Source organism: Nitratireductor sp. B36, assembly GCF_020833685.1.
Classification (GTDB): Bacteria; Pseudomonadota; Alphaproteobacteria; order Rhizobiales; family Rhizobiaceae; genus Nitratireductor.
The window spans coordinates 718,848-745,058 of sequence record NZ_JACKZY010000003.1 but is presented as its reverse complement, the minus strand read 5'-3'; the positions used below and the strand labels follow the sequence as shown (position 1 = coordinate 745,058).

The 26,211-nt window shown below is 61.2% G+C and carries 26 protein-coding genes; 6 read left to right on the top strand and 20 right to left on the bottom strand.

Features of this window, described 5'->3' with window-relative positions; translation table 11 throughout:
- Positions 1–77: 77 nt before the first annotated feature.
- From dgcN to hutI, 8 genes are all read right to left on the bottom strand, one after another.
- Positions 78–1,073: an N-acetyltransferase DgcN gene (gene dgcN / locus H7H48_RS15315; protein ID WP_229449901.1), complete on the bottom strand. Its 996-nt coding sequence runs from the start codon at positions 1,071–1,073 to the stop codon at positions 78–80.
- 135 nt (positions 1,074–1,208) lie between these two features.
- Positions 1,209–2,759, bottom strand: a complete 1,551-nt coding sequence (locus H7H48_RS15310; protein WP_229449900.1) for a TRAP transporter large permease subunit — start codon at positions 2,757–2,759, stop codon at positions 1,209–1,211.
- Positions 2,756–3,265 (bottom strand): TRAP transporter small permease subunit, encoded by a 510-nt coding sequence (locus H7H48_RS15305; RefSeq protein WP_229449899.1) that lies wholly within the window; start codon positions 3,263–3,265, stop codon positions 2,756–2,758. The genes H7H48_RS15310 and H7H48_RS15305 overlap by 4 nt, the downstream gene beginning before the upstream one ends.
- Before the next feature lie 58 nt (positions 3,266–3,323).
- The gene (locus tag H7H48_RS15300; RefSeq protein WP_229449898.1) at positions 3,324–4,415 is read right to left on the bottom strand and encodes a TRAP transporter substrate-binding protein; all 1,092 of its coding nucleotides are present in this window, start codon (positions 4,413–4,415) and stop codon (positions 3,324–3,326) included.
- A gap of 27 nt (positions 4,416–4,442) precedes the next feature.
- Positions 4,443–6,116, bottom strand: a complete 1,674-nt coding sequence (gene hutU / locus H7H48_RS15295; protein WP_229449897.1) for a urocanate hydratase — start codon at positions 6,114–6,116, stop codon at positions 4,443–4,445.
- 3 nt (positions 6,117–6,119) lie between these two features.
- A complete protein-coding gene (gene hutG / locus H7H48_RS15290; RefSeq protein ID WP_229449896.1) occupies positions 6,120–6,923 on the bottom strand; it encodes an N-formylglutamate deformylase in 804 nt (267 codons plus the stop codon).
- Positions 6,924–6,972: 49 nt separating this feature from the next.
- Positions 6,973–8,514 carry a histidine ammonia-lyase gene (gene hutH / locus H7H48_RS15285; RefSeq protein ID WP_229449895.1) on the bottom strand — a complete coding sequence of 514 codons (1,542 nt, stop codon included), beginning with the start codon at positions 8,512–8,514 and terminating at the stop codon, positions 6,973–6,975.
- Positions 8,511–9,719 (bottom strand): imidazolonepropionase, encoded by a 1,209-nt coding sequence (hutI, locus tag H7H48_RS15280; RefSeq protein ID WP_229449894.1) that lies wholly within the window; start codon positions 9,717–9,719, stop codon positions 8,511–8,513. Before hutI ends, hutH begins: the two co-directional genes overlap by 4 nt.
- Before the next feature lie 108 nt (positions 9,720–9,827).
- On the opposite strand from hutI, the gene H7H48_RS15275 reads away from it, so the two are divergent.
- From H7H48_RS15275 to rpe, 3 genes are all read left to right on the top strand, one after another.
- A complete protein-coding gene (locus H7H48_RS15275) occupies positions 9,828–11,198 on the top strand; it encodes a formimidoylglutamate deiminase (protein WP_229449893.1) in 1,371 nt (456 codons plus the stop codon).
- Positions 11,195–11,893 carry a GntR family transcriptional regulator gene (locus H7H48_RS15270; protein ID WP_229449892.1) on the top strand — a complete coding sequence of 233 codons (699 nt, stop codon included), beginning with the start codon at positions 11,195–11,197 and terminating at the stop codon, positions 11,891–11,893. Before H7H48_RS15275 ends, H7H48_RS15270 begins: the two co-directional genes overlap by 4 nt.
- A gap of 65 nt (positions 11,894–11,958) precedes the next feature.
- Positions 11,959–12,630 carry a ribulose-phosphate 3-epimerase gene (gene rpe, locus H7H48_RS15265; protein WP_229449891.1) on the top strand — a complete coding sequence of 224 codons (672 nt, stop codon included), beginning with the start codon at positions 11,959–11,961 and terminating at the stop codon, positions 12,628–12,630.
- A gap of 74 nt (positions 12,631–12,704) precedes the next feature.
- Here the strand turns inward: rpe and pal are convergent, their stop codons facing one another.
- The 9 genes from pal to ruvC form a co-directional block, all read right to left on the bottom strand.
- Positions 12,705–13,208 carry a peptidoglycan-associated lipoprotein Pal gene (gene pal, locus H7H48_RS15260; RefSeq protein WP_065818148.1) on the bottom strand — a complete coding sequence of 168 codons (504 nt, stop codon included), beginning with the start codon at positions 13,206–13,208 and terminating at the stop codon, positions 12,705–12,707.
- Positions 13,209–13,390: 182 nt separating this feature from the next.
- A complete protein-coding gene (gene tolB / locus H7H48_RS15255; RefSeq protein ID WP_229449890.1) occupies positions 13,391–14,698 on the bottom strand; it encodes a Tol-Pal system beta propeller repeat protein TolB in 1,308 nt (435 codons plus the stop codon).
- A gap of 70 nt (positions 14,699–14,768) precedes the next feature.
- Positions 14,769–15,833 (bottom strand): hypothetical protein, encoded by a 1,065-nt coding sequence (locus H7H48_RS15250; protein ID WP_229449889.1) that lies wholly within the window; start codon positions 15,831–15,833, stop codon positions 14,769–14,771.
- Positions 15,834–15,837: 4 nt separating this feature from the next.
- A complete protein-coding gene (tolR, locus tag H7H48_RS15245) occupies positions 15,838–16,293 on the bottom strand; it encodes a protein TolR (RefSeq protein WP_007007070.1) in 456 nt (151 codons plus the stop codon).
- Positions 16,294–16,302: 9 nt separating this feature from the next.
- Positions 16,303–17,016 carry a protein TolQ gene (gene tolQ, locus H7H48_RS15240; RefSeq protein WP_065818145.1) on the bottom strand — a complete coding sequence of 238 codons (714 nt, stop codon included), beginning with the start codon at positions 17,014–17,016 and terminating at the stop codon, positions 16,303–16,305.
- 282 nt (positions 17,017–17,298) lie between these two features.
- Positions 17,299–17,766 (bottom strand): tol-pal system-associated acyl-CoA thioesterase, encoded by a 468-nt coding sequence (gene ybgC, locus H7H48_RS15235; protein ID WP_229449888.1) that lies wholly within the window; start codon positions 17,764–17,766, stop codon positions 17,299–17,301.
- The gene (gene ruvB / locus H7H48_RS15230) at positions 17,763–18,809 is read right to left on the bottom strand and encodes a Holliday junction branch migration DNA helicase RuvB (protein WP_229449887.1); all 1,047 of its coding nucleotides are present in this window, start codon (positions 18,807–18,809) and stop codon (positions 17,763–17,765) included. The genes ybgC and ruvB overlap by 4 nt, the downstream gene beginning before the upstream one ends.
- A 55-nt stretch (positions 18,810–18,864) precedes the next feature.
- The gene (gene ruvA / locus H7H48_RS15225) at positions 18,865–19,485 is read right to left on the bottom strand and encodes a Holliday junction branch migration protein RuvA (protein ID WP_229449886.1); all 621 of its coding nucleotides are present in this window, start codon (positions 19,483–19,485) and stop codon (positions 18,865–18,867) included.
- On the bottom strand, positions 19,482–19,997 hold the full coding sequence (ruvC, locus tag H7H48_RS15220; protein WP_007007075.1) for a crossover junction endodeoxyribonuclease RuvC: 516 nt from the start codon (positions 19,995–19,997) through the stop codon (positions 19,482–19,484). Before ruvC ends, ruvA begins: the two co-directional genes overlap by 4 nt.
- Positions 19,998–20,025: 28 nt before the next feature.
- On the opposite strand from ruvC, the gene H7H48_RS15215 reads away from it, so the two are divergent.
- Positions 20,026–20,877 carry a sulfite exporter TauE/SafE family protein gene (locus H7H48_RS15215; RefSeq protein WP_229449885.1) on the top strand — a complete coding sequence of 284 codons (852 nt, stop codon included), beginning with the start codon at positions 20,026–20,028 and terminating at the stop codon, positions 20,875–20,877.
- Here H7H48_RS15215 and H7H48_RS15210 read toward each other — a convergent pair.
- The 3 genes from H7H48_RS15210 to H7H48_RS15200 all read right to left on the bottom strand — a co-directional run bounded on the left by H7H48_RS15210 (position 20,843) and on the right by H7H48_RS15200 (position 24,190).
- Positions 20,843–21,376: a DUF1465 family protein gene (locus H7H48_RS15210; RefSeq protein WP_229449884.1), complete on the bottom strand. Its 534-nt coding sequence runs from the start codon at positions 21,374–21,376 to the stop codon at positions 20,843–20,845. The genes H7H48_RS15215 and H7H48_RS15210 overlap by 35 nt on opposite strands.
- Positions 21,377–21,719: 343 nt before the next feature.
- Positions 21,720–23,372 (bottom strand): acyl-CoA synthetase, encoded by a 1,653-nt coding sequence (locus tag H7H48_RS15205; RefSeq protein ID WP_229449883.1) that lies wholly within the window; start codon positions 23,370–23,372, stop codon positions 21,720–21,722.
- A gap of 44 nt (positions 23,373–23,416) precedes the next feature.
- The gene (locus H7H48_RS15200) at positions 23,417–24,190 is read right to left on the bottom strand and encodes a sulfite exporter TauE/SafE family protein (protein WP_229449882.1); all 774 of its coding nucleotides are present in this window, start codon (positions 24,188–24,190) and stop codon (positions 23,417–23,419) included.
- 248 nt (positions 24,191–24,438) lie between these two features.
- Between H7H48_RS15200 and H7H48_RS15195 the strand changes: the two genes are divergently transcribed.
- Entirely contained in the window at positions 24,439–25,086 is a 648-nt protein-coding gene (locus H7H48_RS15195) for a thiamine phosphate synthase (RefSeq protein WP_229449881.1), read from the top strand.
- Between the two features lie 2 nt (positions 25,087–25,088).
- Positions 25,089–26,114 (top strand): tetratricopeptide repeat protein, encoded by a 1,026-nt coding sequence (locus H7H48_RS15190; protein ID WP_229449880.1) that lies wholly within the window; start codon positions 25,089–25,091, stop codon positions 26,112–26,114.
- The last annotated feature ends 97 nt before the right edge of the window (positions 26,115–26,211 follow it).

The window sequence follows — 26,211 nt, the reverse complement described above, 5'->3', positions numbered from 1 at the left end:
CTTGATCCTGCTGCCCCGCACGATTGTCACGGGGCAGAGTGACGCGTCAGCCTGACAGGGGCGAGTGCTGTCCGCCCTCAGCCCAGTGCGTCAACGAGACGCGCAGCGCCCTGACGGAACGGATCAGCCGTGGGAAGCCCCATACGAGCTTCGATCTCCTCAAGGCAGGCCTTTGCCTCGGCGTCGCTCAGCGCTGCAGTGTTCACCGAGATACCCACCACCTTGACGTCCGGGTTGACCACACGCGCTGTCTGCAGCGCGAGATCGCGCAATGCCTCCAGCGTGGGAAGCTGATAGTGCGGCAGACCTCGCATGTGAGTGCGCGTCGGCTCGTGACAAAGCACCAGCGCATCGGCCTGTCCGCCGTGGATCAGGGCCATGGTCACGCCGGAGAACGAGGGATGGAAGAGACTGCCCTGTCCCTCGATGAGATCCCAGTGATCGGCATCATTGTCCGGCGTGATGTGTTCGACAGCCCCGGCCATGAAATCGGCCACCACCGCGTCAAGCGGAACGCCCGAGCCGGTTATCAGAATGCCTGTCTGGCCTGTAGCACGGAACGTGGCTTTCATACCGCGCTCACGCATTTCACGCTCCATGGCGAGTGCGGTGTACATCTTGCCGACGGAGCAATCCGTTCCAACCGCCAGACACCGCTTGCCAGTCCGTCTTTTGCCGTCCGCGATAGGGTACTCTTCCTGAGGCACGCGAACGTCAAAAAGTTGCGTCCCCGCTTTCTCGGCGGCCGCCACCAGAGCAGGCTGCGCTGTCAGCCGGTTGTGCAGTCCAGAAGCGATATCCATGCCGGCCTCAGCCGCTTCCACGAGGGTCGCCATCCAGCTCTGTGAGATAACGCCGCCGCGATTTGCGGCCCCCACCACGAGCGTCTGAGCGCCGGCTTCCTTCGCTTCGGCGATGGACATTTCCTTGAGTCCCAGATCCGCCTTGCAACCATCGAGACGGAGCTGGCCCACACAGAACTCCGGGCGCCAGTCCTTGATCCCTTGGGCGACCTTTGCAGTCAGGGCATCGGGGGCATCACCAAGAAACAGGAGATAGGGCGTCTTAAGCATGAGCGGGCGCTCCCTTAGAGTTGTTTACCGGCTCATCAATGATCCAGACACCCCTTGTCAAGCTGCGGTGGACCAGACAGGGCCTTCTGGATCAACACTTGAGCAGCGGCTGAGCCAGCTTTCACTGGCTTTGGCCTAAAAGATCGTTCCGGGCAGCCAGGTCGAAATCGACGGCAGCAGCCAGATCACGCCCATTCCGACGATTTGCAGGATGATGAATGGAATGACGCCGCGATAAATCTGTCCGGTGGTGATTTCTTTGGGTGCCGCCGCCCGCAAGTAGAACAGCGAGAAACCGAAGGGTGGGGTCAGGAACGATGTCTGCAGATTGATGGCGATCAGGATCGAAAGCCACAGCGGATCATGTCCCATGAGGATCAGGATCGGCGCCACCAGCGGAAGGACGATCACCGAGATTTCCACGAAATCGAGGAAGAAACCGAGAATGAAGATCATCGCCATCACGAAAATCAACGCGCCCTGTGGTCCACCCGGCATCGAATGAAGAATATCCTCCACCCGGGCATCTCCACCCAGTCCCCGAAAAACCAGCGAAAAGACGCTTGCCGTCAGGATCGTGGCAAAGATCATCGCCGTCACCGTCATGGTGGAGGTGACAATGGGGGTAAGAATACCTCGCCTGCGCGCCCTGCCGATGGATATGACGATGGCAATGACGCCAAGCACCAGTAGCCCGGTCGTGAGCGCCGCCATGCCCCACTCGAACAAACCGGCATCGCTGCGCTGCAGACGCACGGGAAAAAGGCCGGCAAGCACGGCCACAGCGCCAAGGGCAGCCGCGCCCAGCACAATCAGGCGGTCATTTCCCTCACTGCGGACACCGGCCAGAAGCAAGGCGCCGATCGCGCCCACACTGGCCGCTTCGCTTGGTGTGGCAACCCCACCGAGAATGGAGCCCAATACAGCAACGATAAGCAGAACAGGAGGAATCACCGCGCGCTGCACCTCTTGGCGGCCGGGTCTGTCACCGGCCTCCATTAACGCGGGAGCCGTTTCCGGTTTCAGTGCAGCCCGCGTCATCAGGTAGGCGATATAGACAGCGACAAGCGTCAGTCCAGGCAACAGGGCTGCGGCGAAGACCTGTCCCACCGAAATCGTTTCAATGGTGAACTTGCCCTGCTCATACTGCGCCTGCTGATAGGCGGTGGACATCACGTCGGACAGGATGATGAGCAGCGTCGAAGGCGGTATGATCTGGCCAAGCGTTCCGGATGTACACACAACGCCTGAAGCAAGCTTGGGATCGTAGCCGTTGCGCACCATGGTGGGCAGCGCAATAAGCCCCATAGCCACCACCGTCGCGCCCACAATCCCGGTGGAGGCGGCAAGCAGCGCTCCCACCAGCACCACCGAAACGCCAAGACCTCCACGTAAGCCGCCGAAAAGCCGGCCCATCGTCTCGAGCAGTTCTTCCGCGATGCGGCTCTTTTCAAGCACCACGCCCATGAACACGAAAAGGGGGATGGCGATGAGCACTTCATTGGTAAGCGTGCCGAACACACGCTGCCCCAGCGCCCCCAGTAACCCGACGTCGAACTGCCCCGTCATCCAGCCCAGGAAGGCGAATAACGCAGCGGTTCCAGCCAGCATGAAAGAAACCGGATAGCCGATCAGGATCGCGACGATGAGGGCCGCAAACATCAGGATGTCGAGGGGTAAGGTCATGCGCCGGGATTTTCTTCACGAAGACGCGCAAGATCGCGCAGAATGCAGGCAAGCCCCTGAACGATGAGCAACGCACAGAACGCGGGAATCAGCGACTTGAGCAAGAAGGAGGCGGGAATGCCGCCGACGGAAATCGCCCCCTCCATGATTGACCAGGAGTTGCGAACCGAAGGCCAGGAGAACCAGGCGATCATGACTGTGGAGGGGATGAGGAAACAGAGCGCCCCGAAAATGTCGATGCGCGCCTTTCCGCGTGGTCCCAGCAGGCCGTAGAAGATATCCACGCGTACATGGCCGTCGACCAGAAGCGTGTAGCCGGCTGCGAGCATGAACAGCGTGGCATGCAGATAAAGCACGGTCTCGTTCATGAAGATGAAGCTGATGCCGTACACATAGCGCAGCACGACCGTTCCAAACTGAACCAGCACCATGGCAAGCGCCAGCCAGCGCACGGCCGCACCCACCGCCCGGTTGATCTGGTCTAATCTGTCTGCAAGCCCCAGCATGAAGAGCATCCCCGAATTGAAAGGGGCCGGGCGCCAAAGCCCAGCCCCGTCGTTGGCATCAGCCGCCGTAATTATAGTCCAGCGCCCGGGCGTTCATCTGCCCGTTGTCCGCGTAGACCATGTAATCGGCAATGCCGGAACGATATTCGAGGAAGCTCTCGACAATGCGCTTCACCAGCTCGTCGTCATCTTCGCGCAACTCGGCGATCACCTCGCCCGCCGCATTGCCCATGGCGACGATCACATCCTCGGGAAGCTGCTTCACCTGCACGCCCTGCTCGGCCACAAGCTGCTTCAGCGCAGCGGCATGCTTGGTCGTGTATTCGGTCCAGACGGGATTGTAGAGCGATTCACAGGCATAGGCGACAGCCTGCTGGAGATCCTCCGGCAGCGCATCATAGGCGGCCTTGTTCACCGCGCATTCCTCCGCTGAGGAGGGTTCGCCGACACCCGGCCAGTAGTAGTTTTTCGCGACCTGATAGAAGCCAAGCGCCGAATCCGTCCATGGGCCGATGAATTCGCCCGCATCGATCGTCCCGGACTGAAGGCCCTGGAACATGTCGCCGCCACCCATGGCTTGCACGGCCATACCGAGCTTGGCGCACATTTCGGAGGCGAGACCGGTGGTGCGGAAACGCAGGCCCTTGAGATCGTCTACTGAATTGATCTCATTGCGGAACCAGCCCTGCCACTGCGGGCCGGAGTTGCCGCAAAGGAACGGCTTCAGCCCGAAGCGGCCATACATCTCGTCATAGAGCGCCTGTCCGCCGCCGTGGATCAACCAGCCGAGCTGCTCGTCCGCGCGCAGACCGAAAGGCTGCGAACCGAACAGGAGAATGCCGCGCGACTTGGAGCCCCAGTAGGAGGGAACCGCGTGGTAGAGCTCTGCCGTGCCTTCAGACACGGCATCGAACACACCGTTGCCAGGCACCAGTTCGCCAGCGGCATAGAGCTTCACTTCCAGCCGCCCACCGGAGAGCGCGGTGATGCGATCAGCCAGCATCTGCGCCGCAACACCCGGGCCCGGCAGGTTCTTCGGCCAGGCCGTAACCATCTTCCAGGTGATTTTATCCTGCGCGATCGCCGGCGCTGCAAGCCCCGTCGCCACACCGGCAACGCCGGCAGTTTTCAGAAATTGACGTCTTTTCATTTTAGACCCCTCTGTGCTGTTGTTTTGTTAATTTCCAAGAATCCCCGGCAGCCGCAAGCCTTTTTCCTTGGCCCAGTCGAGCGCAATGTCATAGCCCGCGTCGGCATGGCGCATCACGCCGGTTGCCGGGTCGTTCCACAGCACCCGCTCGAGGCGGCGCGCTGCATCCTCCGTGCCGTCGGCACAGATCACCATGCCCGAATGCTGGGAAAAGCCCATGCCCACGCCGCCGCCATGATGCAGCGACACCCAGGTCGCTCCGGAGGCACAATTGAGCAATGCATTGAGCAGCGGCCAGTCAGACACGGCATCCGAACCGTCCTTCATGGCCTCGGTCTCGCGGTTGGGTGAGGCTACGGAACCGGAATCCAGATGATCGCGCCCGATCACCACCGGCGCCTTCAATTCACCCTTGGCTACCATTTCGTTGAAGGCCAGCCCCAGCCGGTGCCGGTCGCCAAGCCCGACCCAGCAGATGCGCGCCGGCAAGCCCTGAAACGCGATGCGCTCCTTCGCCATGTCGAGCCAGCGATGCAGATGTTCATTGTCGGGCAGAAGCTCTTTCACCTTCTCATCGGTGCGGTAGATGTCTTCCGGGTCACCCGAAAGCGCCGCCCAGCGGAACGGGCCAACCCCACGACAAAAGAGCGGGCGGATATAGGCCGGCACGAAACCGGGGAAAGCGAAGGCGTTCTCCAGCCCCTCTTCCAGCGCCACCTGACGGATATTGTTGCCATAATCGAGCGTCGGGATGCCCTCATTCCAGAAGGCAACCATCGCCTCCACATGCTCGCGCATCGAGGCACGGGCCGCCTTCTCCACGGCCTTCGGATCGCTCTCGCGCTTCTCGCGCCACTCGGCCACAGTCCAGCCCTTGGGCAGATAGCCGTTCACCGGATCATGCGCGGATGTCTGGTCGGTCACCATGTCCGGCCTCACCCCGCGCCGCACCAGCTCCGGCACGATCTCAGCCGCATTGCCGACCAGACCGACCGACTTTGCCTCGCCCGCCTTCGTCCAGCGATCGATCATCTCCAGCGCCTCGTCCAGCGTCTGGGCCTTCTCGTCCACATAGCGGGTGCGGATGCGGAAATCGATGCGCGTCTCATCGCATTCGATGGCAAGACAGCAGGCACCGGCCATCACCGCCGCCAGCGGCTGCGCACCGCCCATGCCGCCCAGACCTGCCGTCAGGATCCACTTGCCTTTCAGGTCGCCGCCATAATGCTGGCGCCCAGCCTCGACAAAGGTCTCATAGGTGCCCTGAACGATGCCTTGCGAGCCGATATAGATCCACGAGCCGGCCGTCATCTGGCCGTACATCATCAGACCCTTCTTATCGAGTTCGTTGAAGTGATCCCAATTGGCCCAGTGCGGCACGAGATTGGAATTGGCGATAAGAACACGTGGCGCATCCTTGTGGGTGCGGAACACGCCCACCGGCTTGCCGGACTGGACAAGCAGCGTCTCATCCTCCTCAAGCGTCTTGAGGGTCGAAGCAATGCGGTCGAAATCGTCCCATGTGCGGGCAGCCCGCCCAATGCCGCCATAGACGACCAGCTCATTCGGGTTCTCGGCCACATCGGGATCGAGGTTGTTCATCAGCATCCGGAGCGGCGCTTCCGTCATCCAGCCCTTGGCATTCAGATCGGCCCCGCGCGGTGCCCGGACTTCACGAATGTTGTGACGCGGATTGGTCATGCTTCATTTCCCCTTCAAGGACGGCGCGATCTCGGTAAGACGCGCCAGAATGGCTTTGAGATGCGGCCGCAGGCGCGCCGCCTTTTCCTCGGAATAATCGAACGGGACAGCCTCGCTCTTCAGATGCGTTGCCTGCGCCAGCTCCATCTGGATGGCATGTTCGCCGTGCTCCGGCCTACCGTAGTGTCGCGTTGTCCACCCGCCGACAAAGCGGCCATTGAGCACGCTCGAATAGCCGTCCGCCGCAGCGCAGATATCCGCTGTCGCCGTCTCGATTTCCGGTGCACAGGTCTTGCCGTGATTGGTGCCGATGTTGAAATCGGGCAGCTGCCCTTCAAAAAGGAATGGGCAGTGAGAGCGGATGGAATGGCAATCATAGAGGATCGCCACGCCATGAAGCGCTTTCACCCGCGCGATCTCCGCCTCAAGCGCCGCGTGATAAGGCCGATGAAAGGCATCCACCCGGTGTCTGACATCCTGTTCTGTCGGCTCTTCGCCCTCGCGCCAGATGGGTCGGTTGTCGAAGTCCGTCAGCGGCACGAGGGTCGTGGTGTTCTGCCCCGGATAAAGGCTCTCGCCCGACGGGTCGCGATTGGCGTCGATCACATAGCGGTGGAACGTCGCCCGCACTGTGGTCACGCCATCAAGAAGGCCATCATAAAGCCTGTGCACATGCCAGTCGGTATCCGTCAGAAGCTGGCCCTGTTCGTTAAGCCGGGCTTTGATCGCCTCCGGCACATGAGTGCCCGTGTGCGGCAAGCCCAGAATGACGGGCGACGAGCCTTGATGCACTTCGACGGGGTTCATGGGTGGACCTCCGATGATGGCGCCGACGCCCAAAACGACAAGCTCCGCATCAAACCTCACTCCTCAATTCAGGCAGAATGTTTTCGGGGATGCTGGCATTCAGCGCGCCCGAGCGCACCAGCTCGATCGCCCGCTCCAGATCGGGCGCCAGATAACGATCCTCCTCCAGATCAGGCACCGCCTGCCGGATTGCGGCATGGGCGGCGGAGAGCGCTTCGCTCGTCTTCAGGGGCGCGCGGAAATCGACGCCCTGTGCCGCCGTCACCGCCTCGATGCCGATAATGCCGTAGAGATTCTCCGTCATCGGGATAAGCCGCCGCGCGCCATGACACGCCATGGACACATGATCCTCCTGATTGGCGGACGTGGGCGTCGAATCCACGGATGCCGGATGCGACATCTGCTTGTTCTCGCTCATCAGCGCAGCCGATGTGACCTCGGCAATCATCAGCCCCGAATTCAGCCCCGGCTTCTTCGCCAGAAACGCCGGCAGACCGAAGCTCAACGCCGGATCCACCAGAAGCGCAATGCGCCGCTGCGCAATCGCGCCGATCTCGCAGATGGCAAGCGCAATCTGATCAGCGGCAAGCGCCACCGGCTCGGCATGGAAATTACCGCCCGAAACCACCGTTCCGTCCGACAATACCAGCGGATTGTCGGTCACCGCATTGGCCTCGATGGTCAGCGTGCGTGCCGCCTGACGCAAGAGATCAAGGCACGCGCCATCCACCTGCGGCTGGCAGCGTATGCAATAGGGGTCCTGCACCCGCTCATCGCCTTCCAGGTGGCTTTCGCGGATCTGCGACCCCTCAAGCAATGCCCAAAGTGCCGCCGCCGTGTCGATCTGCCCCTGATGGCCGCGCAATGTGTGGATTTCCGGATGAAACGGCGCGGAGGAGCCCATGGCCGCATCGGTCGACAATGCCCCGGTGATGAGTGCAGAGCGTGCCGCACGGTGCGCCCGGAACAGACCGGTCAGCGCCAGCGCGGTGGAAACCTGCGTGCCGTTGATCAGCGCCAGCCCTTCCTTGGCTTTCAGCACGATTGGAGAAAGCCCTGCCTTGCGCAATGCCTCGGCACCCGTGAGCCGATCACCCTCAAAGAAGGCCTCCCCCTCACCCATCATGGCCGCAGCCATATGCGCAAGCGGCGCGAGATCGCCCGAGGCGCCAACAGAGCCCTTCTCCGGGATCACCGGCATCACGCCACGCGCCAGCATTTCCTCGATCAGCGTGACAACATCCATGCGCACGCCAGAGGCTCCACGTCCGAGCGACAGAAGCTTGAGCGACATGATCAGCCGCACAATGCTTTCATCAAGCGGTGCACCGACACCGCAGCAATGCGAGAGAATGAGATTGCGCTGAAGCGTCTCGACATCGTGCGGCGGAATGCTCACGCTGGCGAGCTTTCCAAAACCCGTGTTCACGCCATAAACTGCCGCATTCCCCCGCGCGATCTGATCGATCCGCAAGGCCGCCGTCTCAATGCCGGCGTGGCAACCCTTGTCGAGACGGACAGGCACGCCATCGCGCCAGATGCGCTCCAGATCCTGGATCGTCACCGCGCCGGGCGTCAAAACAAGCGTCATGCCAGCTCTCCAGAAACAAGGCGGTGAAGCGGGTTGAAACCAATGCGATAGGCAAGCTCGGCCGGATGTTCGACATCCCAGATGGCAATTTCCGCGCGCTTGCCGGGTTCGATCGTGCCTATTTCCTCGGCCAACCCAAGCGCCCGCGCGCCTTCACGGGTCGCGCCCGCCAGCGCCTCTTCCGGGGTCATGCGGAACAGTGTGCAGGCCATGTTGATGGTCAAAAGCAGGGAAGCAAGGGGCGAGGAGCCGGGATTGCAGTCAGTCGCAACCGCAATTGGCACACCATGTTTCCTGAGCGCTGCAAGTGGCGGATGCTGCGTCTCACGCAAAGTATAGAATGCACCCGGCAGAAGCACGGCCACCGTTCCCGCAGCAGCCATGGCCGCGACGCCCTCCTCATCCAGATATTCCAGATGATCGGCCGACAGCGCACCGTAGGATGCCGCCAGTTTTGCACCACCCAGATTGGAAAGCTGTTCGGCGTGGAGTTTCACAGGGAGGCCAAGCGACTTCGCCTTGTCAAACACCCGCGCCATCTGTTCCGGCGAAAAGGCAATGCCTTCGCAGAACCCGTCAACCGCATCGGCCAGCCCCTCGGCATGGGCCACCTCCATGCCCGGAAGCACAACCTCATCAATATAGGCGTCTTCCTTGCCGCGATACTCGGCAGGAACCGCATGGGCGGCAAGATAGCTCGTCCTGATTCGCACGGGGCGCAGCGTGGCCAGACGGCGCGCGGCGCGCAGCATCTTCAACTCATCTTCTATGGTCAGCCCGTAGCCCGACTTGATCTCGACCGTCGAGACACCTTCGGCCAAAAGCGCGTCGAGACGTTTCAGCGCATCTTCGACCAGCGCGTCCTCACTCATCGCGCGGGTCGCCGCGACGGTAGAAACAATGCCGCCACCCGCGCGCGCCACTTCCTCGTAGCTCGCACCCTCAAGGCGCATCTCGAACTCTTTCGCCCGGTTGCCACCAAAAACAATATGGGTGTGACAATCCACCAGCGCAGGCGTTGCCAACCGCCCCTCGAAACCCACTCGCTCCCAGTCGAGAAATGCGTGGGGCAATTCGCTCAACGCGCCGACCCAGGCAATTTTCCCATCTTGTATCGCGATCGCGGCATCCTCGATCATCCCGTAGGAGCCTGCATCCTCGCACATGCTTGCCAAGCGGATACCGCTGATGACACTCTGCTTCATGACAGGAAGCCCCCTCCATCCTTGTGCAGGGCATATTGCCTAAGCGCGCTTTATTGTCTAGTATTATCCATATATGTATAGACATAATTAATCTAGGACCGGCACGCGATGCAAGCCATTTTTGCGCAGAATGCTCTCACACCGGACGGTTGGCAAAAAGATGTGCTTGTCGAGCTCAATGATTCGGGCCGCATCAGCAATGTGAGCATCAACGCGCAACCGGCCGATGGCAGAACCACCCACGTTCCGCTGCTCCTTCCGGCCATGTGCAATCTTCACAGCCATACCTTTCAGCGCGCCATGGCTGGTCTCGCAGAGCGGCGTGGCCCGGCTGGCCGCGATAGCTTCTGGACCTGGCGCGAGATCATGTACCGCTTTCTCGACCTGCTATCGCCGGACGATATAGAAGCCGTTGCCGCCTTCGCGTTCATGGAGATGCAGGAGGCGGGCTTTGCTGCCGTCGCCGAATTTCACTATGTCCACCACCAGCCGGGCGGCGCGGCCTACAGTGACGTTGGAGAACTGTCAGCGCGCATCGCCAACGCTGCCGAGCAGACAGGCATAGGTCTCACACTTCTACCAGTCCTGTATCGTTATGGCGGCGTTGACCAGCGCCCACTTCAAGGCGGCCAGCAGCGGTTTGGCAACGATCTCGACCGATACCAGAAGCTGCTTGCCCGCGCTGAGGAGTGTGTTGCCAATCTGTCCGCGGACGCGCATCTCGGCGTTGCACCGCATTCGCTTCGTGCGGTCGGTCTCGACGATCTTCGCGAGGCTCAGTCCATGCGCCCGCACGCCCCCCTCCACATGCACATTGCTGAGCAATTGCCGGAAATCGACGAGGTGCGCGCGGCCTACGGGCAGCGCCCGGTGGAGTGGCTACTCGACAACTGCCGCGTCGACGAGCGCTGGTGCTTGATCCATTGCACCCACATGACCGACGAAGAAACCGCAAATCTGGCTGAAACCGGCGCCATTGCCGGCCTGTGCCCGGTCACCGAAGCCAATCTGGGCGACGGTATTTTCAACGGACCGCAATACCGGCAGGCCGGCGGCGCGCTGGGTGTCGGTTCCGACTCCAACATTCGCATCACCGTTGCCGAGGAGTTGCGTCAGCTCGAATATTCCCAGCGCCTGCGCGACACCGCCCGGGTGGTGCTGGCCGACCATGGACAGTCCTGTGGCCGCACACTTTACGAGGCTGCTCTTGCAGGCGGGTCACAGGCACTCGGCCGCGCCTCCGGTGCGATCCGGCAGGGGTGCTGGGCCGACCTCGTCGCAATCGATCAAACACGCTTCGCAGGTGCTGCCGCCGAGGATGGTTTGTTGGACGGCTGGATCTTCACAGGCGACAATGGCGCCGTTAGCGACGTGTGGTCGGCAGGGCGCCACTGCGTACGCGAGGGCATCCACATCGAACGTGAAACAATCGCCGCACGCTACACGCAGACTATTCAAAAACTGATGGGGTTGCTGTGACCAGCCGACGCGCTTCATTTCGCACCATACGCGACGAGCTTTCCCGGCGCATCGCCGAGAGAATCTGGCTTCCGGGAACGCTCATACCCGGCGAAGAGGCGCTGGCCGAAGAATTTGGTGCCGCCCGTGCGACCGTCAACCGGGCTTTGCAAGAGCTGGCCCGCGCCGGCATCCTCGAGCGAAAACGCCGCGCAGGCACCCGCGTCGCCCTCCACCCGGTTCGGGAAGCCCGCTTCGTCATTCCACGCATCCGCCAGGAGATCGAAGCGCGCGGTTCCGAATATCGATACCGGCTTTTGAGCGTGGAAGAAGCCAATGCACCGGAAGTCATCTGTGCGCGGTTGAGCCTGCTGACGAAGTCCAACATGCTGCATGTTCGCTGCCTCCATCTGGCAGACCGCGTCCCCTATCAGTTCGAAGATCGCTGGATCAATCTGAACACCGTCCCCGATGCCGGCAAAGCGGATTTCAGCACGATAGGGCCGAACGAATGGCTCGTCGGTCATGCCCCGTTTTCCAATGCCGAGTTTACGTTCATGGCTGGTGCAGCAAGCGCCGATGAGGCTTCCCTTCTGCAGATCCGGGAAGGCGATCCTGTCTTTATCGGCGAACGCATCACCTGGATGAAGGGCGCGCCCATTACGCTCGCTCACCTCGTCCATCCGTCCTCCCATCGCATGGTGACACATCTGTAAGGCACCTCGACAAGCGCGGACAGAGGCGTTAGGGCAGGCCAGTCTCATCGTTCCGGGAAACCGCCATGACCGCGCGCAACACGCTCATCGCCCCTTCCATTCTCGCTTCGGATTTCTCTCGTCTCGGCGACGAGGTCGAAACCGTCGCCAAGGCCGGCGCTGACTGGATACACCTCGATGTGATGGACGGCCATTTCGTCCCCAACATCACCTTCGGCCCACCAGTTATCAAATCCATCCGCGATCGCACCGACAAGGTATTCGACTGCCACCTGATGATCACGCCGGCAGATCCCTATCTCGCTGCCTTCGCCGATGCTGGCTGCGACATCATCACCGTTCACGCGGAGGCCGGTCCTCATCTGCACCGCTCCTTGCAGACGATCCGAAATCTCGGAAAGAAGGCCGGCGTCTCGCTCAATCCCTCCACCCCGGAGAACGTCATCGAATATGTGCTCGATGAGCTCGACCTCGTGCTTCTGATGACCGTGAATCCAGGCTTCGGCGGTCAGGCCTTCATCCCGTCCGTGGTCGAAAAGGTACGCCGCATCAAGGCGATGATCGGCGACCGACCCATCGATATCGAGATCGATGGCGGTGTCTCACCTGCAAACGCCGGGGAACTCACTGCCGCCGGCGCCAATGTGCTTGTCGCCGGATCCGCTGTTTTCAAGGGTGAAGGCGAAGAAGCCTACGCGAAGAATATCGCAGCGATCCGCAATTCAGCAAACGGCTGACCCAAAGCTCCTTCAACAAAAAAGCCGCGCGGACATAGTCCGGCGCGGCTTTTTTTATTCGTGGAGGCTGAAGCTTAGCTGCTGCCGCCGTTCAGCACCGTGACGGCACGGCGGTTCTGCGACCAGCAGGAGATATCGTCGCAGGTCGCGACCGGACGCTCCTTGCCGTAGGAGATGGTGCGAATGCGGTTGGCCGCAACGCCGCGTGCCACCAGGAAGTCGCGCGCAGAAGCTGCACGGCGCGCACCGAGCGCGAGGTTGTACTCACGGGTGCCGCGTTCGTCCGCATGGCCTTCGACGGTGATCGAATAATTCGTGTACTTGTTCAGCCACTGTGCCTGGCGCGTCAGCACCTGCTGCGCGTCCGCACGGATCACCGACGAGTCGAGGTCAAAGAATATCCGGTCGCCGACGCTAACGGTAAATTCCTGCTGTGAACCGGGAGGTCCTCCCGCACCGCCCAGACCGATATCTGCCGCGTTGTTGGGAACCTGTTTATTGGCGCAACCGGCCAAAGCAAGGGCCGCTACCAGAGCGATGCCAACCGGGTTTTTGGCGATAGCTGCAATCGACAGCATTGCCACCTCTCCTTCAGATTAGAGATATTTTGTTCAACGATCAGTAACCACGTTGCCGTTAAGGACCCCTCAAGAAACGCGGTTAACAAACCCCTATCGGTGCAAATCAGAACCGTTATTTCGCGCAAACTAGCTTAAAATACGGCGGAAACGCGGCGTTTCAGTCCGAGACAGCGGCTATCCTACTCAAGGAGCGGCGACCAGGCCGGGTCCGAACCGTAATTCGCAGTCGGGATCTTCTGCTCGTTGCGACCCGTCAGGTCGATAGAATAAAGCTGCGGACCAGCCGAGCCCGCGGGCTGACGGAAGAACATGATCACGCGACCGTTCGGTGCCCAGGTCGGCCCTTCCTGAAGGAAGCCGGAGGACAGAATGCGTTCGCCGGAACCGTCCGTCCGCATCACACCGATCTGAAATTGACCGCCCGTCTGCTTGGTGAAGGCGATCAGGTCGCCGCGCGGCGACCACACCGGCGTTGAGTAGGTGCCATCACCGAAAGAAATGCGCTTCGCATCGCCGCCACTGGCGCTCATCACATAGATCTGCGCCCGCCCGCCACGGTCGGAAGTGAACACGATCTGCGAGCCGTCCGGCGAATAGGAGGGCGATGTGTCGATGGCATTGGAGGTCGTCAGGCGCGTCGTGTTGCGGCTTCTCAGATCCATGGCAAAAATGTTGGAGTTGCCGTCGTCGCGCAGAAGGCTCATCACGATCTGCTGACCGTTGGGCGAGAAGCGCGGCGCAAAGGTCATGCCGGGAAAATTGCCGACAAGCTCGCGCTGACCGGTCTCTAGCTGCAGAAGATAAACCTGCGGCTGCCCACCCTCGTAGGACATGTAGGTGATTTCCTGGCGCGTCGGCGAGAAACGCGGCGTCAGAACGATGGCGCGCCCGTCGGTCAGGAAGCGGTGGTTCGCCCCGTCCTGGTCCATGATCGCAAGCCGCTTGACCCGGTTGTTGCGTGGGCCGGACTCGTCCACATAAACGATGCGCGTGTCGAAATACCCGGTCTCACCAGTGAGCCGCTGGTAGATCGCGTCGGCGATGATGTGCGCCACACGCCGCCATTTGTCCTTGCTGGTGAAAAACTGCTCGCCGATGAGCTGCTGCCCTGCATAGGTATCCCACAGTCGGAACTCCGCGCGCAGCCGCCCGTCAGGTGTCTCCGAAACCTTGCCGGTCACCAGCGCCTGCGCGTTGATCACCGTCCAGTCCTGAAAGCGTGGTGCCGCATCCGGATTGGATATCTTCTCGATGAATGCGCCCTTCTCAATCGGCGCGAACAGGCCGGAACGCCGCAAGTCTGCTTCGACAACGCTGGCGATCTCCGCACCTTTGCCATCCGCGGAGATAAACTCCGTGATCGCGATTGGCAGTGGTTCAACCACACCCTTGTTGATGTCGATCTCGACCACTGCCCGTGCCGGCAGCACCGCTACGCCAAGCCCTGCGACCAGCGTCGCGATCAGGAAGGTCGCTCTCATGATCATCTGCATTTGCTCCTGCCTCTCCCGCTTTGGTTAGGCTCCAGCCCCCATCGCCTTGCGAATGGTGCTCAGGTTAAAACATGTCGCTTGGATCGAAGTGGACGATGACTTCGGACCAGGTATCGTATTTCGCTGCCGGCAGATTGTAGGGCGCACACTGCAGAACAGCACGCCTGGCGGATTCCGCCGCCGCGCGCTCCACCATGGTCCCATTGCCGCCGGCAATAATGCGCGGACTGCCCTCGATGTTCCCGCTCGGGTCCAGTTTCATCTGAACGGAAACCTTGAGGTTTTCCGCGTCCAGCGCCCCGGCGGGCACGTTCCAGCATCGTTGGATCTGGCCTCGCAGCGCATCCATCTCACTCTGTGAAAGCTTCTCGCCCGGCGTGCTGCGGCTGCCGCCGAGAGACGCCTGCTCTTGCGAGCGCTTTGCGCCTCCGCCAGATGCCTTGTCCTTGTTCAGGAGGGCCGCAACCTCATCAAAAAGTTCATCGGAATTTTGCGATTTCGGCTTGGAAGCGGTCTTCTGTGCCGGCTTGTCCGCGTCCTTGCGCTCAGGTGCCTTGGCCGTGCTTGCCTTGGGGGGCTGAGGGCGCGACTGCGGAACCGGCGCGCTGTTGGGCAGCGCAACGCTCTCGGTCGCTTCGGGTGCTTCCGCCACCACCGTCTCTTCAGGAGCGGGGTCCGGCTTCACCTCCTGCTTGGGTTGAGGCTCCGGCCGCACTTCCGTCGCAGGCACCGGCGTTGGCTCGGCCGCCGCCTGCTGCTGCTCTGGTTCGGGCTTTGGTTCCGGTTTGGGGGTGGGTTTGGGCGCCGGCGGCGGCTCCGCCGTCTTCTCCACCTCGCGGTTGCGCGGTTCGGGTGTGGGCGGCGTTTTCAGGTCGACATCATTGTCGCCTGTGTTCTGCGCGTTCTCCACCGGCTCCGGACGCTTGGTCGGCGTCGGCGCGGGTTTCTCGGAGAGCGCAGCCTTCTTGTCGCCTTCCTGCACCTGCGTCATCGATTCGATCGGGATGATGTCGACAGGCAGCGCTTCGACATCCGCCACCTCAAAGGCGCGCGGCGCCGACAGCGAGAACAGGCCGAACCCCAGCAGCGCCGCGTGCATGGTCACCGATGTAACGAGACCCGCCTTCATTCGGTCAATTGCCTTCTTCCTGCAGCGTGACCAGGCCGAGATTGCGATATCCAGCCGCCGAGATGCGCGCCATCACGCGCATCACCGTGCCGTAGTCGGCCGCGCGGTCGCCGCGCACATAGATGCGCTCGTCATAGCCCGAGCGCGCAATCGCCTGCAGCTTCGGCACCACTTCTTCGATCGGCACCTCGGTCTCCTGCAGATAGATCTGGCCCTCATTGTTGACCGAAACCGTGATCGGCTGTGTCTCGGAGTTCAGCGCCTTGGCCTGTGTCTCCGGAAGATCGATCGGCACGCCGACTGTCAGAAGCGGCGCCGCCACCATGAAAATGATGAGCAGCACCAGCATCACGTCCACGAAAGGCGTCACGTTGATCTCGGAGATCAGGCCCGAGCGCGAGCCGCGGCGGCCACGCCGCCGTCCGTTTCTTCCGCCCGCCGATCCGACTGACATACCCATTGTGCGCTCCTAAGCTGCCTTGGCGGCGACCTTCTCGTCGATCTGGCGTGAGAGGATGGTCGAAAACTCGTCCGCGAAGCCTTCCATCCGTCCGGCAAGCTTGCCCGCGTCCGATGACAGCTTGTTATAGGCAATAACGGCGGGAATTGCGGCCAGAAGGCCGATGGCCGTGGCCAGCAGAGCCTCGGCGATACCCGGTGCCACAACAGCCAGATTGGTGGATTTGGAACCGGCAATCGCCTGGAAGGAGGTCATGATACCGACCACCGTGCCAAACAGGCCGATGAATGGTGCCGCCGAGCCAATGGAGGCAAGGAAGCCGAGCCGACTCTCAAGCCGCTCCATCTCGCGCGTCAGCGCCAGGTCCATTGCCTTGTCGATGCGTGTCTGCAGGCCAATGGGCGAGCGCGCACCTTTCTCGAAGCTTTTTTTCCATTCCCGCATGGCAGCCACGAAGATCGAGCCCATGCCGGTTGTCTTGCGCTCCGAAAGCGCACGATAGAGTTCCTCGAGCGACTGGCCCGACCAGAAGGTCTTTTCGAAACGATTAAGGGCCGTGCGCATGCGCGCATAGGCAATCAGCTTGTCAACGATGATCGCCCAGGTCCAGACCGATGCGACAAGCAGACCGATCATGACCAGCTTGACCACCCAGCCTGCCTGCCAGAACAGAGCCCAGATCGACAACTCCCCACCCGGTGCGGCGAGCGTAACACTTTCCATGGATCAACATCCTCTTAAGATCAGGGCGGCGTACATCTCGGTCTCGGCCGCGCCCCTGCTTGCGTGCCGTTGCCTGCGTCCGATCCGAGGCGTCCCCGCAAGATGCTTCAACGCCCCTTTATCCGGTAAATTTTGGTGAAAGGAAGGCGCACGGATTCGCTACGGATTTCATGGTTTTCTTCATGAACCGTTATGGTTAATTAAGCGTTAGGAAATAGGACCGCGACCAGGGATTCCGTATGGAATCAGTGCTGGGTGCATAAAAGCACCCACCGATATGGTTCATGCCCCCTTTGGCTTGAAGGCGGCGATCCACTCTTTCGGAAACCGCCGTGGCCGCCCGGAAGCGCTGATGATTGCCGCTTCGACTTTCGCCTCCACCAGCACGTTCCCGCCGCGCAGCAGCCGTTGCGCCATTTGAATGCGCGCTCCCGATATCGCCTCTGTGCGTGTCTCCACCGTCACGATATCGTCCACCCGGGCTGGCTGGCGAAAATCGATCTCCATTCGCCGCACCACCCAGGAAAGCACCTCGCCATGCTTTCCATCGGCCAGTTCGGTGTGGTGCACACCGGCCAGCCGCAGGAAATCTGAGCGTCCCCGCTCCAGAAACTCCAGATAGCGGGCATGATAGACAACGCCGGTGAAATCCGTATCGGCGAAATAGACCCGCGCCACGAGCCGATGTCCGAAGTCAGTCAGTTCACCGGAAAGCGCGACGTTCAAACTCCCGTCAGCAGCTTCGTTCATTCCCCATTCCCCTCCTGAAACAGGCTGATCTGCGCTTCCGCCACTTCCTTCGGTGGCTGAAGCCCCATGTGCCGCCAGGCCTTGGCGGCCAGCACACGCCCGCGCGGGGTGCGCTGGATGAAGCCCTGCTGGATCAGATAGGGTTCGATGATATCTTCGATGGCGTCGCGCGGTTCGGAGAGTGCCGCCGCTATCGTTTCGATGCCCACCGGCCCGCCACCGAAGTTCTCCACGATCATGGTGAGGTAGCGCCGGTCGAGCTGATCGAGGCCAAGCGCATCGACTTCCAGCCGAGACAACGCCTCGTCGGCCACTTTCCGCGTCACCTCGCTCGCGCCCGCCACGGTGGCGAAATCGCGCACCCGGCGCAAAAGACGCCCGGCTATGCGCGGGGTACCCCGCGCCCTTCGTGCGATTTCCTCTGCCCCGTCCGCGGCCAATGGCAGGCCAAGAATGCGCGAGCCGCGTGTCACGATCGATTGCAGTTCGTCGACCGTGTAGAAATCGAGCCGCACGGGAATGCCGAAACGGTCGCGCAGCGGTGTCGTCAAAAGGCCAAGCCGCGTCGTCGCCGCCACCAGCGTGAACTTGGCCAGATCGATCTTCACCGAGCGCGCGGCCGGCCCCTCGCCAATGATCAGGTCGAGCTGAAAATCCTCCATCGCCGGATAGAGGATCTCCTCCACCGCCGGGTTCAGCCGGTGGATTTCATCGATGAAGAGCACATCGCGCTCTTCGAGATTGGTCAAAAGCGCCGCCAGATCACCCGCCTTTGCGATCACCGGACCGGAGGTGGAACGGAAATTCACCCCCAGTTCGCGCGCCATGATCTGCGCCAGCGTGGTCTTGCCAAGGCCGGGCGGCCCGACAAAAAGCACATGGTCCAGCGCCTCGCCGCGTCCACGCGCAGCTTCAATGAAAACTTTCAGATTGGCGCGCGCCGCCTTCTGCCCAACGAAATCGTCCAGCGACTGCGGACGCATCGTCGAGTCCAGGTCCTCACCGCGCTTGTCGGCTGCAATCAGCCTGTCGCCATCCGTCATCCGCAGACTTCCATTTCACAATCATACAGCGCAAACAGCGCGCTCATGGCCCTGACTAACGCGCCAGTTCCTTCAGGCCAAGCCTGATCAGCGTGCCGGCATCCGCCCCCTCGCCCGCTGCCTTCATTGCGGCAGCGACGGCATTCGCCGCCACGTCGCGTGAATAGCCGAGATTGGAGAGCGCCGATACGGCATCGGCGACAGGCGCAGGCGCAGCCCCTTCACCCAGTTCCTGCTTCAGGCCGATCGTGCCGGTTGCCTCTCCGGCATAGGCAGGGGCCTTGCTCTTCAGTTCGGTCACGATCCGTTCGGCAACCTTCTTGCCCACGCCAGGCGCGCGCGCCACGGTGGCCGCATCCTTGAGCGCAATCGCATTGGCCAGTTCCGAAGCCGAAAGTGTCGAAAGCACCGAAAGCGCCACCTTGGCCCCCACGCCCTGCACATTGTTTTGCAACAGCCGGAACCATTCGCGCTCCAGCGCGGTGCGGAATCCATAAAGCCGGATCATGTCCTCGCGTACATAGGTCTCGATGAACAGCGTCACAGCCGTCCCCTCGCCGTCGAGCGCCGCCAGCGTCCGCGCCGGACAATAGGCGACATACCCGACGCCCCCCACATCTATAATGCAGTGGTCTTCGGCGATCTCGTCGATGATGCCCTTGAGTTTACCGATCATTTGAGTGCTTCCATGGCCAGTCGGGAGGTGGCGGATTGCCGGTGATGGGCATGACATATGGCAATGGCAATCGCATCCGCCGCGTCATCCGTGTCAAACCGCGCCTTCGGCATCAGCACCTTCACCATCATGTGGATCTGTTTCTTGTCGCCGTGACCGACCCCGATAACGGTTTTCTTCACCGCATTGGGCGCATATTCGGCCACCGGCAGACCGGCCCGCGCCGGCACCAGCATGGCGATGCCCCGCGCCTGGCCGAGCTTCAGCGTCGCCGAGGCATCCTTGTTGACGAAGGTCGCCTCCACCGCCGCTTCATCCGGTCGATGGTCATGCAGAATGGCATCGAGACCATCATGCAGCTGGCACAGTCTGGAGGCCAGATCGGCCTTGCCGTCGGACGTCACGGTGCCAGCGCCCACAAAGCGCAGGGAGTTGCCCTGCGCATCGATGATGGCCCAGCCTGTGCGCCGGAGCCCCGGGTCGATGCCAAGAATGCGAATCGGTGTGTTCATGGCACTAACATAGCTGTGGGCAGGCCCATTGCCACGCACAAGCAGCACGAGCGAAGAAGCGGGCTCGCCACCGCCCTTTTCAGGAGATGGAAGTCTGCCCGAATTCGACCTCAGTCTCGCCCTTCTGACCGCCACCGTGCTGGCAGCCGGTGTTGTGCGCGGGCTTTCGGGTTTCGGCACCGGGCTGATCGTCGCCCCGATCGCCGGAGCGCTCTACGATCCTGTCACGGCGGTGGTCCTGCTCGTCATCATCGATTCGCTGCCCACCCTTCCCGTGGCGCTTCCCGTCGTAAAACTCGCCCGCTGGCGCGAGGTTCTGCCGGTGCTTGCCGGTCTGGCGCTGTTCGTCCCGCTCGGGGTCTATATCCTGAAAAACGGAGACGAGACCGTGTTGCGCTGGGTCATCTGCGTGATCATCCTCGCCTGCGCACTCACTCTGCGCAGCGGCTGGCGCTATCATGGCCCGCGCAGCCTGCTCCTCTCCTTTGGCATTGGCGGCATTGCCGGAACCCTGTCGGGCATCGCCGCCATTCCCGGCCCGCCCGTCATCATATACTGGATGGCGTCAACGCTACCGGTCGCGGTTGTGCGCGCCAATCTGATGACCCTTTTCCTGATTTCGGAAATCTTCTCCGCCGGCAATCTGTGGGCAGCCGGCCTGTTCGAGCATTCGCGCGTCATGCTGGGGCTTCTTATGATCCCGCCCTACATGCTCAGCCTGCTCGTTGGCGGCAGGCTCTATGGCATCGCCAGCGACACGACCTACCGCCGCATCGCCTTCACGCTCATCATCGCTTCGGCGCTGATTGCGCTGCCGCTCACCGAGATCGTGTTCGACTGGCTGTTCAGCGGTGGCCGAATGCTGTTTTCAGGAGAGTGATCTGCTCATAAACCGGATTGTTGCTGAAAATATCCGTCCCTTCAGCCCGTGCCGGTTCGCCACCATAGATTTCCTCATCCATCCGGCGGACCAGATCCTGAAGCCGCATGGAGCGCACGACGAGGCTCTGGAACTTCTCCGGAAGATCCGACCAGCCCGGCGCCTGTTCCTGCGGTGAATGCGTGTCGAGGCGCACCTTGGATTTTTCCGCCGCTACCTGCTCACGGGTCATCTCGCCGGAGTTTGCAGCCCGCTGCAGAAGAAGCCATGAGGCAAGCTGCATGAGGCGTGTCGTCAGGCGCATGGATTCAGCCGCGTAGAGCGCAGCGCCAGCGCGCGTCAGATGTTTTGCATCGGCCCGCCCATCGCCGTCGAGATATTCCGCAGCTTCCTCCACCAGGCTCATTCCCTGGTTGTAGAGAGGTTTGAATGAATCCGAGAACACGCGATGCTCGGCCAGCTTGATCGTGGTCGCGCGACCGTTCCCGTTTTCAATCATTGTGCCTACGCCCCACCAGATACAATTGTTCCGGCCACCGCCGGTTGATGCGTTCAATCACAAGTGCGCCTGACTCTCAATGCCGGCACGTCACTCAAGAATGGGCTTGTGCACAGCTGTTGGCAAGTTCTTCCTTAACGGAGGGTTAACAGTGAATTTGGACAAAAAAAGAGCCGCGAAGGCGGCTCTCAGGAGTTTAAACAGGGAGGCGTCAAACAGAATGGCTCCAGCCACTCGGTAAGAATCCAGATCACTGGATACACACAGTAAACACGCGTAATGCTTAATGGGTGGTTAACGTCCCGGCTATTTCTTGAAACGAATCCCGCGCATCAGCGCCTGCTCACGGCAGCTCCTTGGCCTGTTCCCGCAGACGGAACTTCTGGATTTTCCCCGTGGACGTCTTCGGAATCTCGGAAAAAACAACCGTTTTCGGACACTTGAAATGCGCCAGCAGCGAGCGGCAATGCGCGATGATCTCTTCCGCGCTCGCTGTTCTTCCCGGCTTCAGCTCCACGAAGGCAACAGGCGTTTCGCCCCACTTCTCATCCGCTTTCGCCACCACTCCGCAAGCCGCAACGCATGGATGCTTGTAAAGCGCGTCCTCCACCTCGATGGAAGAGATGTTCTCCCCGCCGGAGATGATGATGTCCTTTGATCGATCCTTGAGCTGGATATATCCATCCGGATGCATCACCCCCAGATCACCGGAGTGGAACCATCCGCCGGCAAAAGCTTCCTCTGTCGCTTTCGGGTTCTTCAGATAACCCTTCATCACGATATTGCCGCGAAACATCACCTCGCCGATCGTCTCGCCATCATGCGGGGTTTCGGTCATCGTCTCCGGATCCATCACGGTCAGCCCCTCGAGCGCCGCGTAGCGCACGCCCTGACGTGCTTTGCGCGCTGCCTGCCCGGCACCGTCAAGCGCGTCCCACGCGCCCTTCCATTCATTCACCACCGCCGGACCATAGGTTTCGGTCAAACCATAAAGATGGGTCACCGCAAAGCCCGCCTCGGCCATGGCCGAAAGCACCGTCTCGGGAGGAGGCGCGGCCGCAGTGTTGAACGTCACCGTGTGCGAAAAATCACGCTTCTCATCGTCGGGTGCGTTGAGCAGCGCCGACATCACCACCGGCGCACCGCAAAGATGCGTAACGCGATGGTCGGCAATCGCATCGTACATCTGCCTCGCCCGCACCCAGCGCAGACACACATGCGTGCCGGCGGTGAGCGCCAGCGTCCACGGAAAGCACCATCCATTGCAATGGAACATCGGCAGCGTCCACAGATAGACCGAGCCCCGCGCAAGAGCCGCGTGCACCGTGTTCGCATAGGCCATCAGCGCAGCGCCACGATGGTGATAGACAACCCCCTTGGGATTGCCGGTCGTACCCGACGTGTAATTCAGCGCGATTGCATCCCACTCGTCGTCCGGCATGGACCAGGCAAAGCTCGCATCCCCCGATGCTACGAACGCCTCGTAATCCAGGCTGCCGATACGCTCCCCCTTCGGATAAGGCGCATCGTCCGGATATTCGGGATCGTCATAATCGATCACCAGCGGCTTGACCGAGGCCAGCGCCAGAGCTTCCTTCATCACTGCGGAAAACTCGCGGTCGACAATCACCACCTTCGTCTCTGCATGGTCGAGCTGAAAGGCGATGATCGCCGCATCGAGGCGCGTGTTCAGCGAATGCAACACGGCCTTCGTCATTGGCACGCCGTGATGCGCTTCCAGCATGGGCGGCGTGTTGGAGAGCATGACCGTCACCGTATCGCCCTTGCCGATACCGTGGCTGGCAAGCGCTGAAGCCAGCCTGAGCGACCGCTCCCAGAAACGCGCATAGGTTACACGCTGATTGCCGTGAATGATCGCCACCTCTTCGGGAAATACCTTTGCGGCACGTTCCAGAAGCACAAGCGGCGTCAGCGGCTGAAAATTGGCGGGATTCCTGTCGAGATCCCGATCATATGCGTTCCCGGTCACAAACATCCTCCCGCAGTTTTTGACTTATAAAGCATAGGCTCTGGAGATCGTCACCATCCCATGAGATCAAAAACCCCATCGTGTATCAGCTTCAGGGACACGATCAGAACCATCACATACATGAATGGATAAAAGACCGAAGGCTTCATCCGTTTGATCACCCACACGCCGGCAAGCGTGGCCAGTGGCGCAAGCGGGATCAGCATCAGCGAAGCCATCAGGTTGGCACGGTCGAACTGGCCGAGCGCAAAATAGGGAACGAGCTTGACCGCATTGACAATGGCGAAAAACACCACGCTCGTTCCCGTGTAAACCCGTGGGTCGTGCCCGAGCGGCAGAGCATAGACCTGGTAGGGCGGTCCGCCCGCATGCGCGACAAAGCTGGTGAAACCCGCCACGCCACCCCAGAAGGCGCCGCGTGGCCGGCTCTGTTCTGCAATGCGCGCTCGCCCGGCCAGCTTCTCGAACGCCCATCGTAGAAAGAAGGCGAGTGTCACCAGACCGACGATGAGGCGCACATGACCTTCCGTCACGATGGCCGCCGTCGCCCAGCCAATGGCGATGCCCACGAAGGCGCCAGGCAGCATGATCCAGAGTGTCCTTCGATCCATGAAACCCCGCCATGCCCAGAGCGAGACTATATCCATCACGATCAGGATCGGCAGGAGGATAGCCGCTGCCTGCACAGGTGAGACAACGAGAGACAGCAACGGGACGCCAAGCAGAGCCATGGCGCCACCAAACCCGCCCTTGGAGAGCCCTACAAGGATAACGGCAGGTATCGCTGCAATGTAGAATGCCGGATCGGAAAGAAGTGAAGTCATGAAACGCGTCTGCGCCCCGCTCGTCGGGCCTCACCCCTCATAGCGCCGTTGCTGTGATTTGGCGAGACTTGCAGGAAATGCTTCAATTTTCCTTGTCGTTCACCCCGCTCGTCGTCTATGCCGCATTCAAACCAAATTGACCGGCAAGAAACGGTCCCGACGAGGTTCCGCGCGGACCAGCGCCCAACAATGAGACGGAACCTTTTCGCCACGCGGGTAAATCTCGAAAAGGTTTGAGGAGTTCCTGTATGACCAACCGCTGCCGCCTCGTATTGATCGCACCGCCGCCTGAAACGGCGGCCAATGACGAAGCTCATCTGGAAGCCGCGCTGGCCGCCGGCGATGTCGCCTCACTCATCATCCCCGATTACGGGCAGGATGAGGTGAGCTTTCAGGCTCGCGCCGAGCGCCTCACCCCGCTCGCTCAGTCGCGCAATGTTGCCGTGATGATTGCTGGCGCTCCCCGCATCGCCGCCCGGGTCAAGGCAGATGGCATTCACTTCGAGGGCGCGCTCGAGGACCTTGCCGAGATCATCGAAAAATATCAGGATCGCATGATGATCGGAGCCGGTGGCGTCAAAACCCGCGATGACGCCCTCCAATATGGAGAGTTGCAGCCCGACTATCTGTTCTTCGGGCGTTTTGGTTACGACAACAAGCCCGAACCGCATCCCCGCAATCTTGCGCTCGGCGCCTGGTGGTCGGAGATGGTCGAGATTCCCTGCATTGTAATGGCCGGCAATACGGTGGCCTCTGTCGAGCCTGTTGCGGCATGTGGTGTGGATTTCACCGCACTCAGCGCTGCCGTGTTTGCTGATGAGGCTGATCCCGCGGCAGCCGTCTCGGAAGCCAATGCCATTCTTGACCGGACCACACAGCAGGCTGAGGGAGCCTGAGCATGCGCCCACGGACCCTTGCTGCATCAGCTCTTGCGGCCGCATTGTGCGGGCTCGCTGGAAACGCCTTGTCTGCCGGCAATGCCACGGGGGAAACGGCGGAATCCGAAGCGCTTCAGACGAGCGATCGCCTGCAACCGCCTGGCGATCGGCCACTTTCAGCTCCCACTGTCGACCAGGTAGATCCTGATCGGTTCGGCAAGCTACCGGACGCAGCCTATGGCGCATTCCAACGCGGCTACTACATCACCGCACACAACCTTGCCCTACCCCGCGCAGAGGCCGGCGACGCTGCGGCACAGACACTCGTCGCGGAGATCTACGCGCGCGGTCTTGGCATGCCCCGCAACGCGAAAAAAGCCGCGGAATGGTATTCGAAAGCAGCTCAGCAGGGTGTTCCCGAGGCCCAGTTCCAATACGCGCTGATGCTGCTTGATGGAACTTTCGTCGAGAAAGACATCGATCGCGCTTTCGAACTCATGCAAATCGCGGCAGACAAAGGGAATCGGCTTGCGCAGTTCAACCTCGCGCAACTCATCCTCGACCGGCAATCGAGCTTCGAAAGCCAGCAGCGGGCGGTGAGCTATTATGAAAAAGCCGCAAATGCGGGCTTGGCGGATGCTCAGTACGCGATGGCGCAGGTTTATGCCAACGGCTTTGGCGGCCGGCAGGTCGATGAAAAACTCGCGCGGAGCTGGCTTGAAAGGTCGGCTATGCAGAATTTTGACACCGCGCAACTGGATCTCGGCACATGGCTGGTGGAAGGAAGGGGCGGCCCTCGCAACATGGAGGCCGGTTTCAACTGGTTGAAGCGTGCGGCCGAGGGGGGCAATGTCGCAGCGCAAAACCGGCTTGCCAAGCTTTACCGCGCCGGCGTGGGTGTCGAGGCGAACACCATTGAAGGTGCAGCCTGGTATGTCTCCGCCCGCCGGGCAGGTCTGATCGACCCCGAGAACGAGGATTTCCTGGCTGGCCTCACGCCCGAGGAAATGAAGGAAGCAATCCAGCGCGCAAACCGCTTGCGCTGAGATTTTCCTTGGCCACAATTTGGCCCGCGGCTTGCCTTGACCCGCATTTTATGGTCTTGGAAGCGCCGAATTGCGCGAGACTGCGCGCTTGAGACCC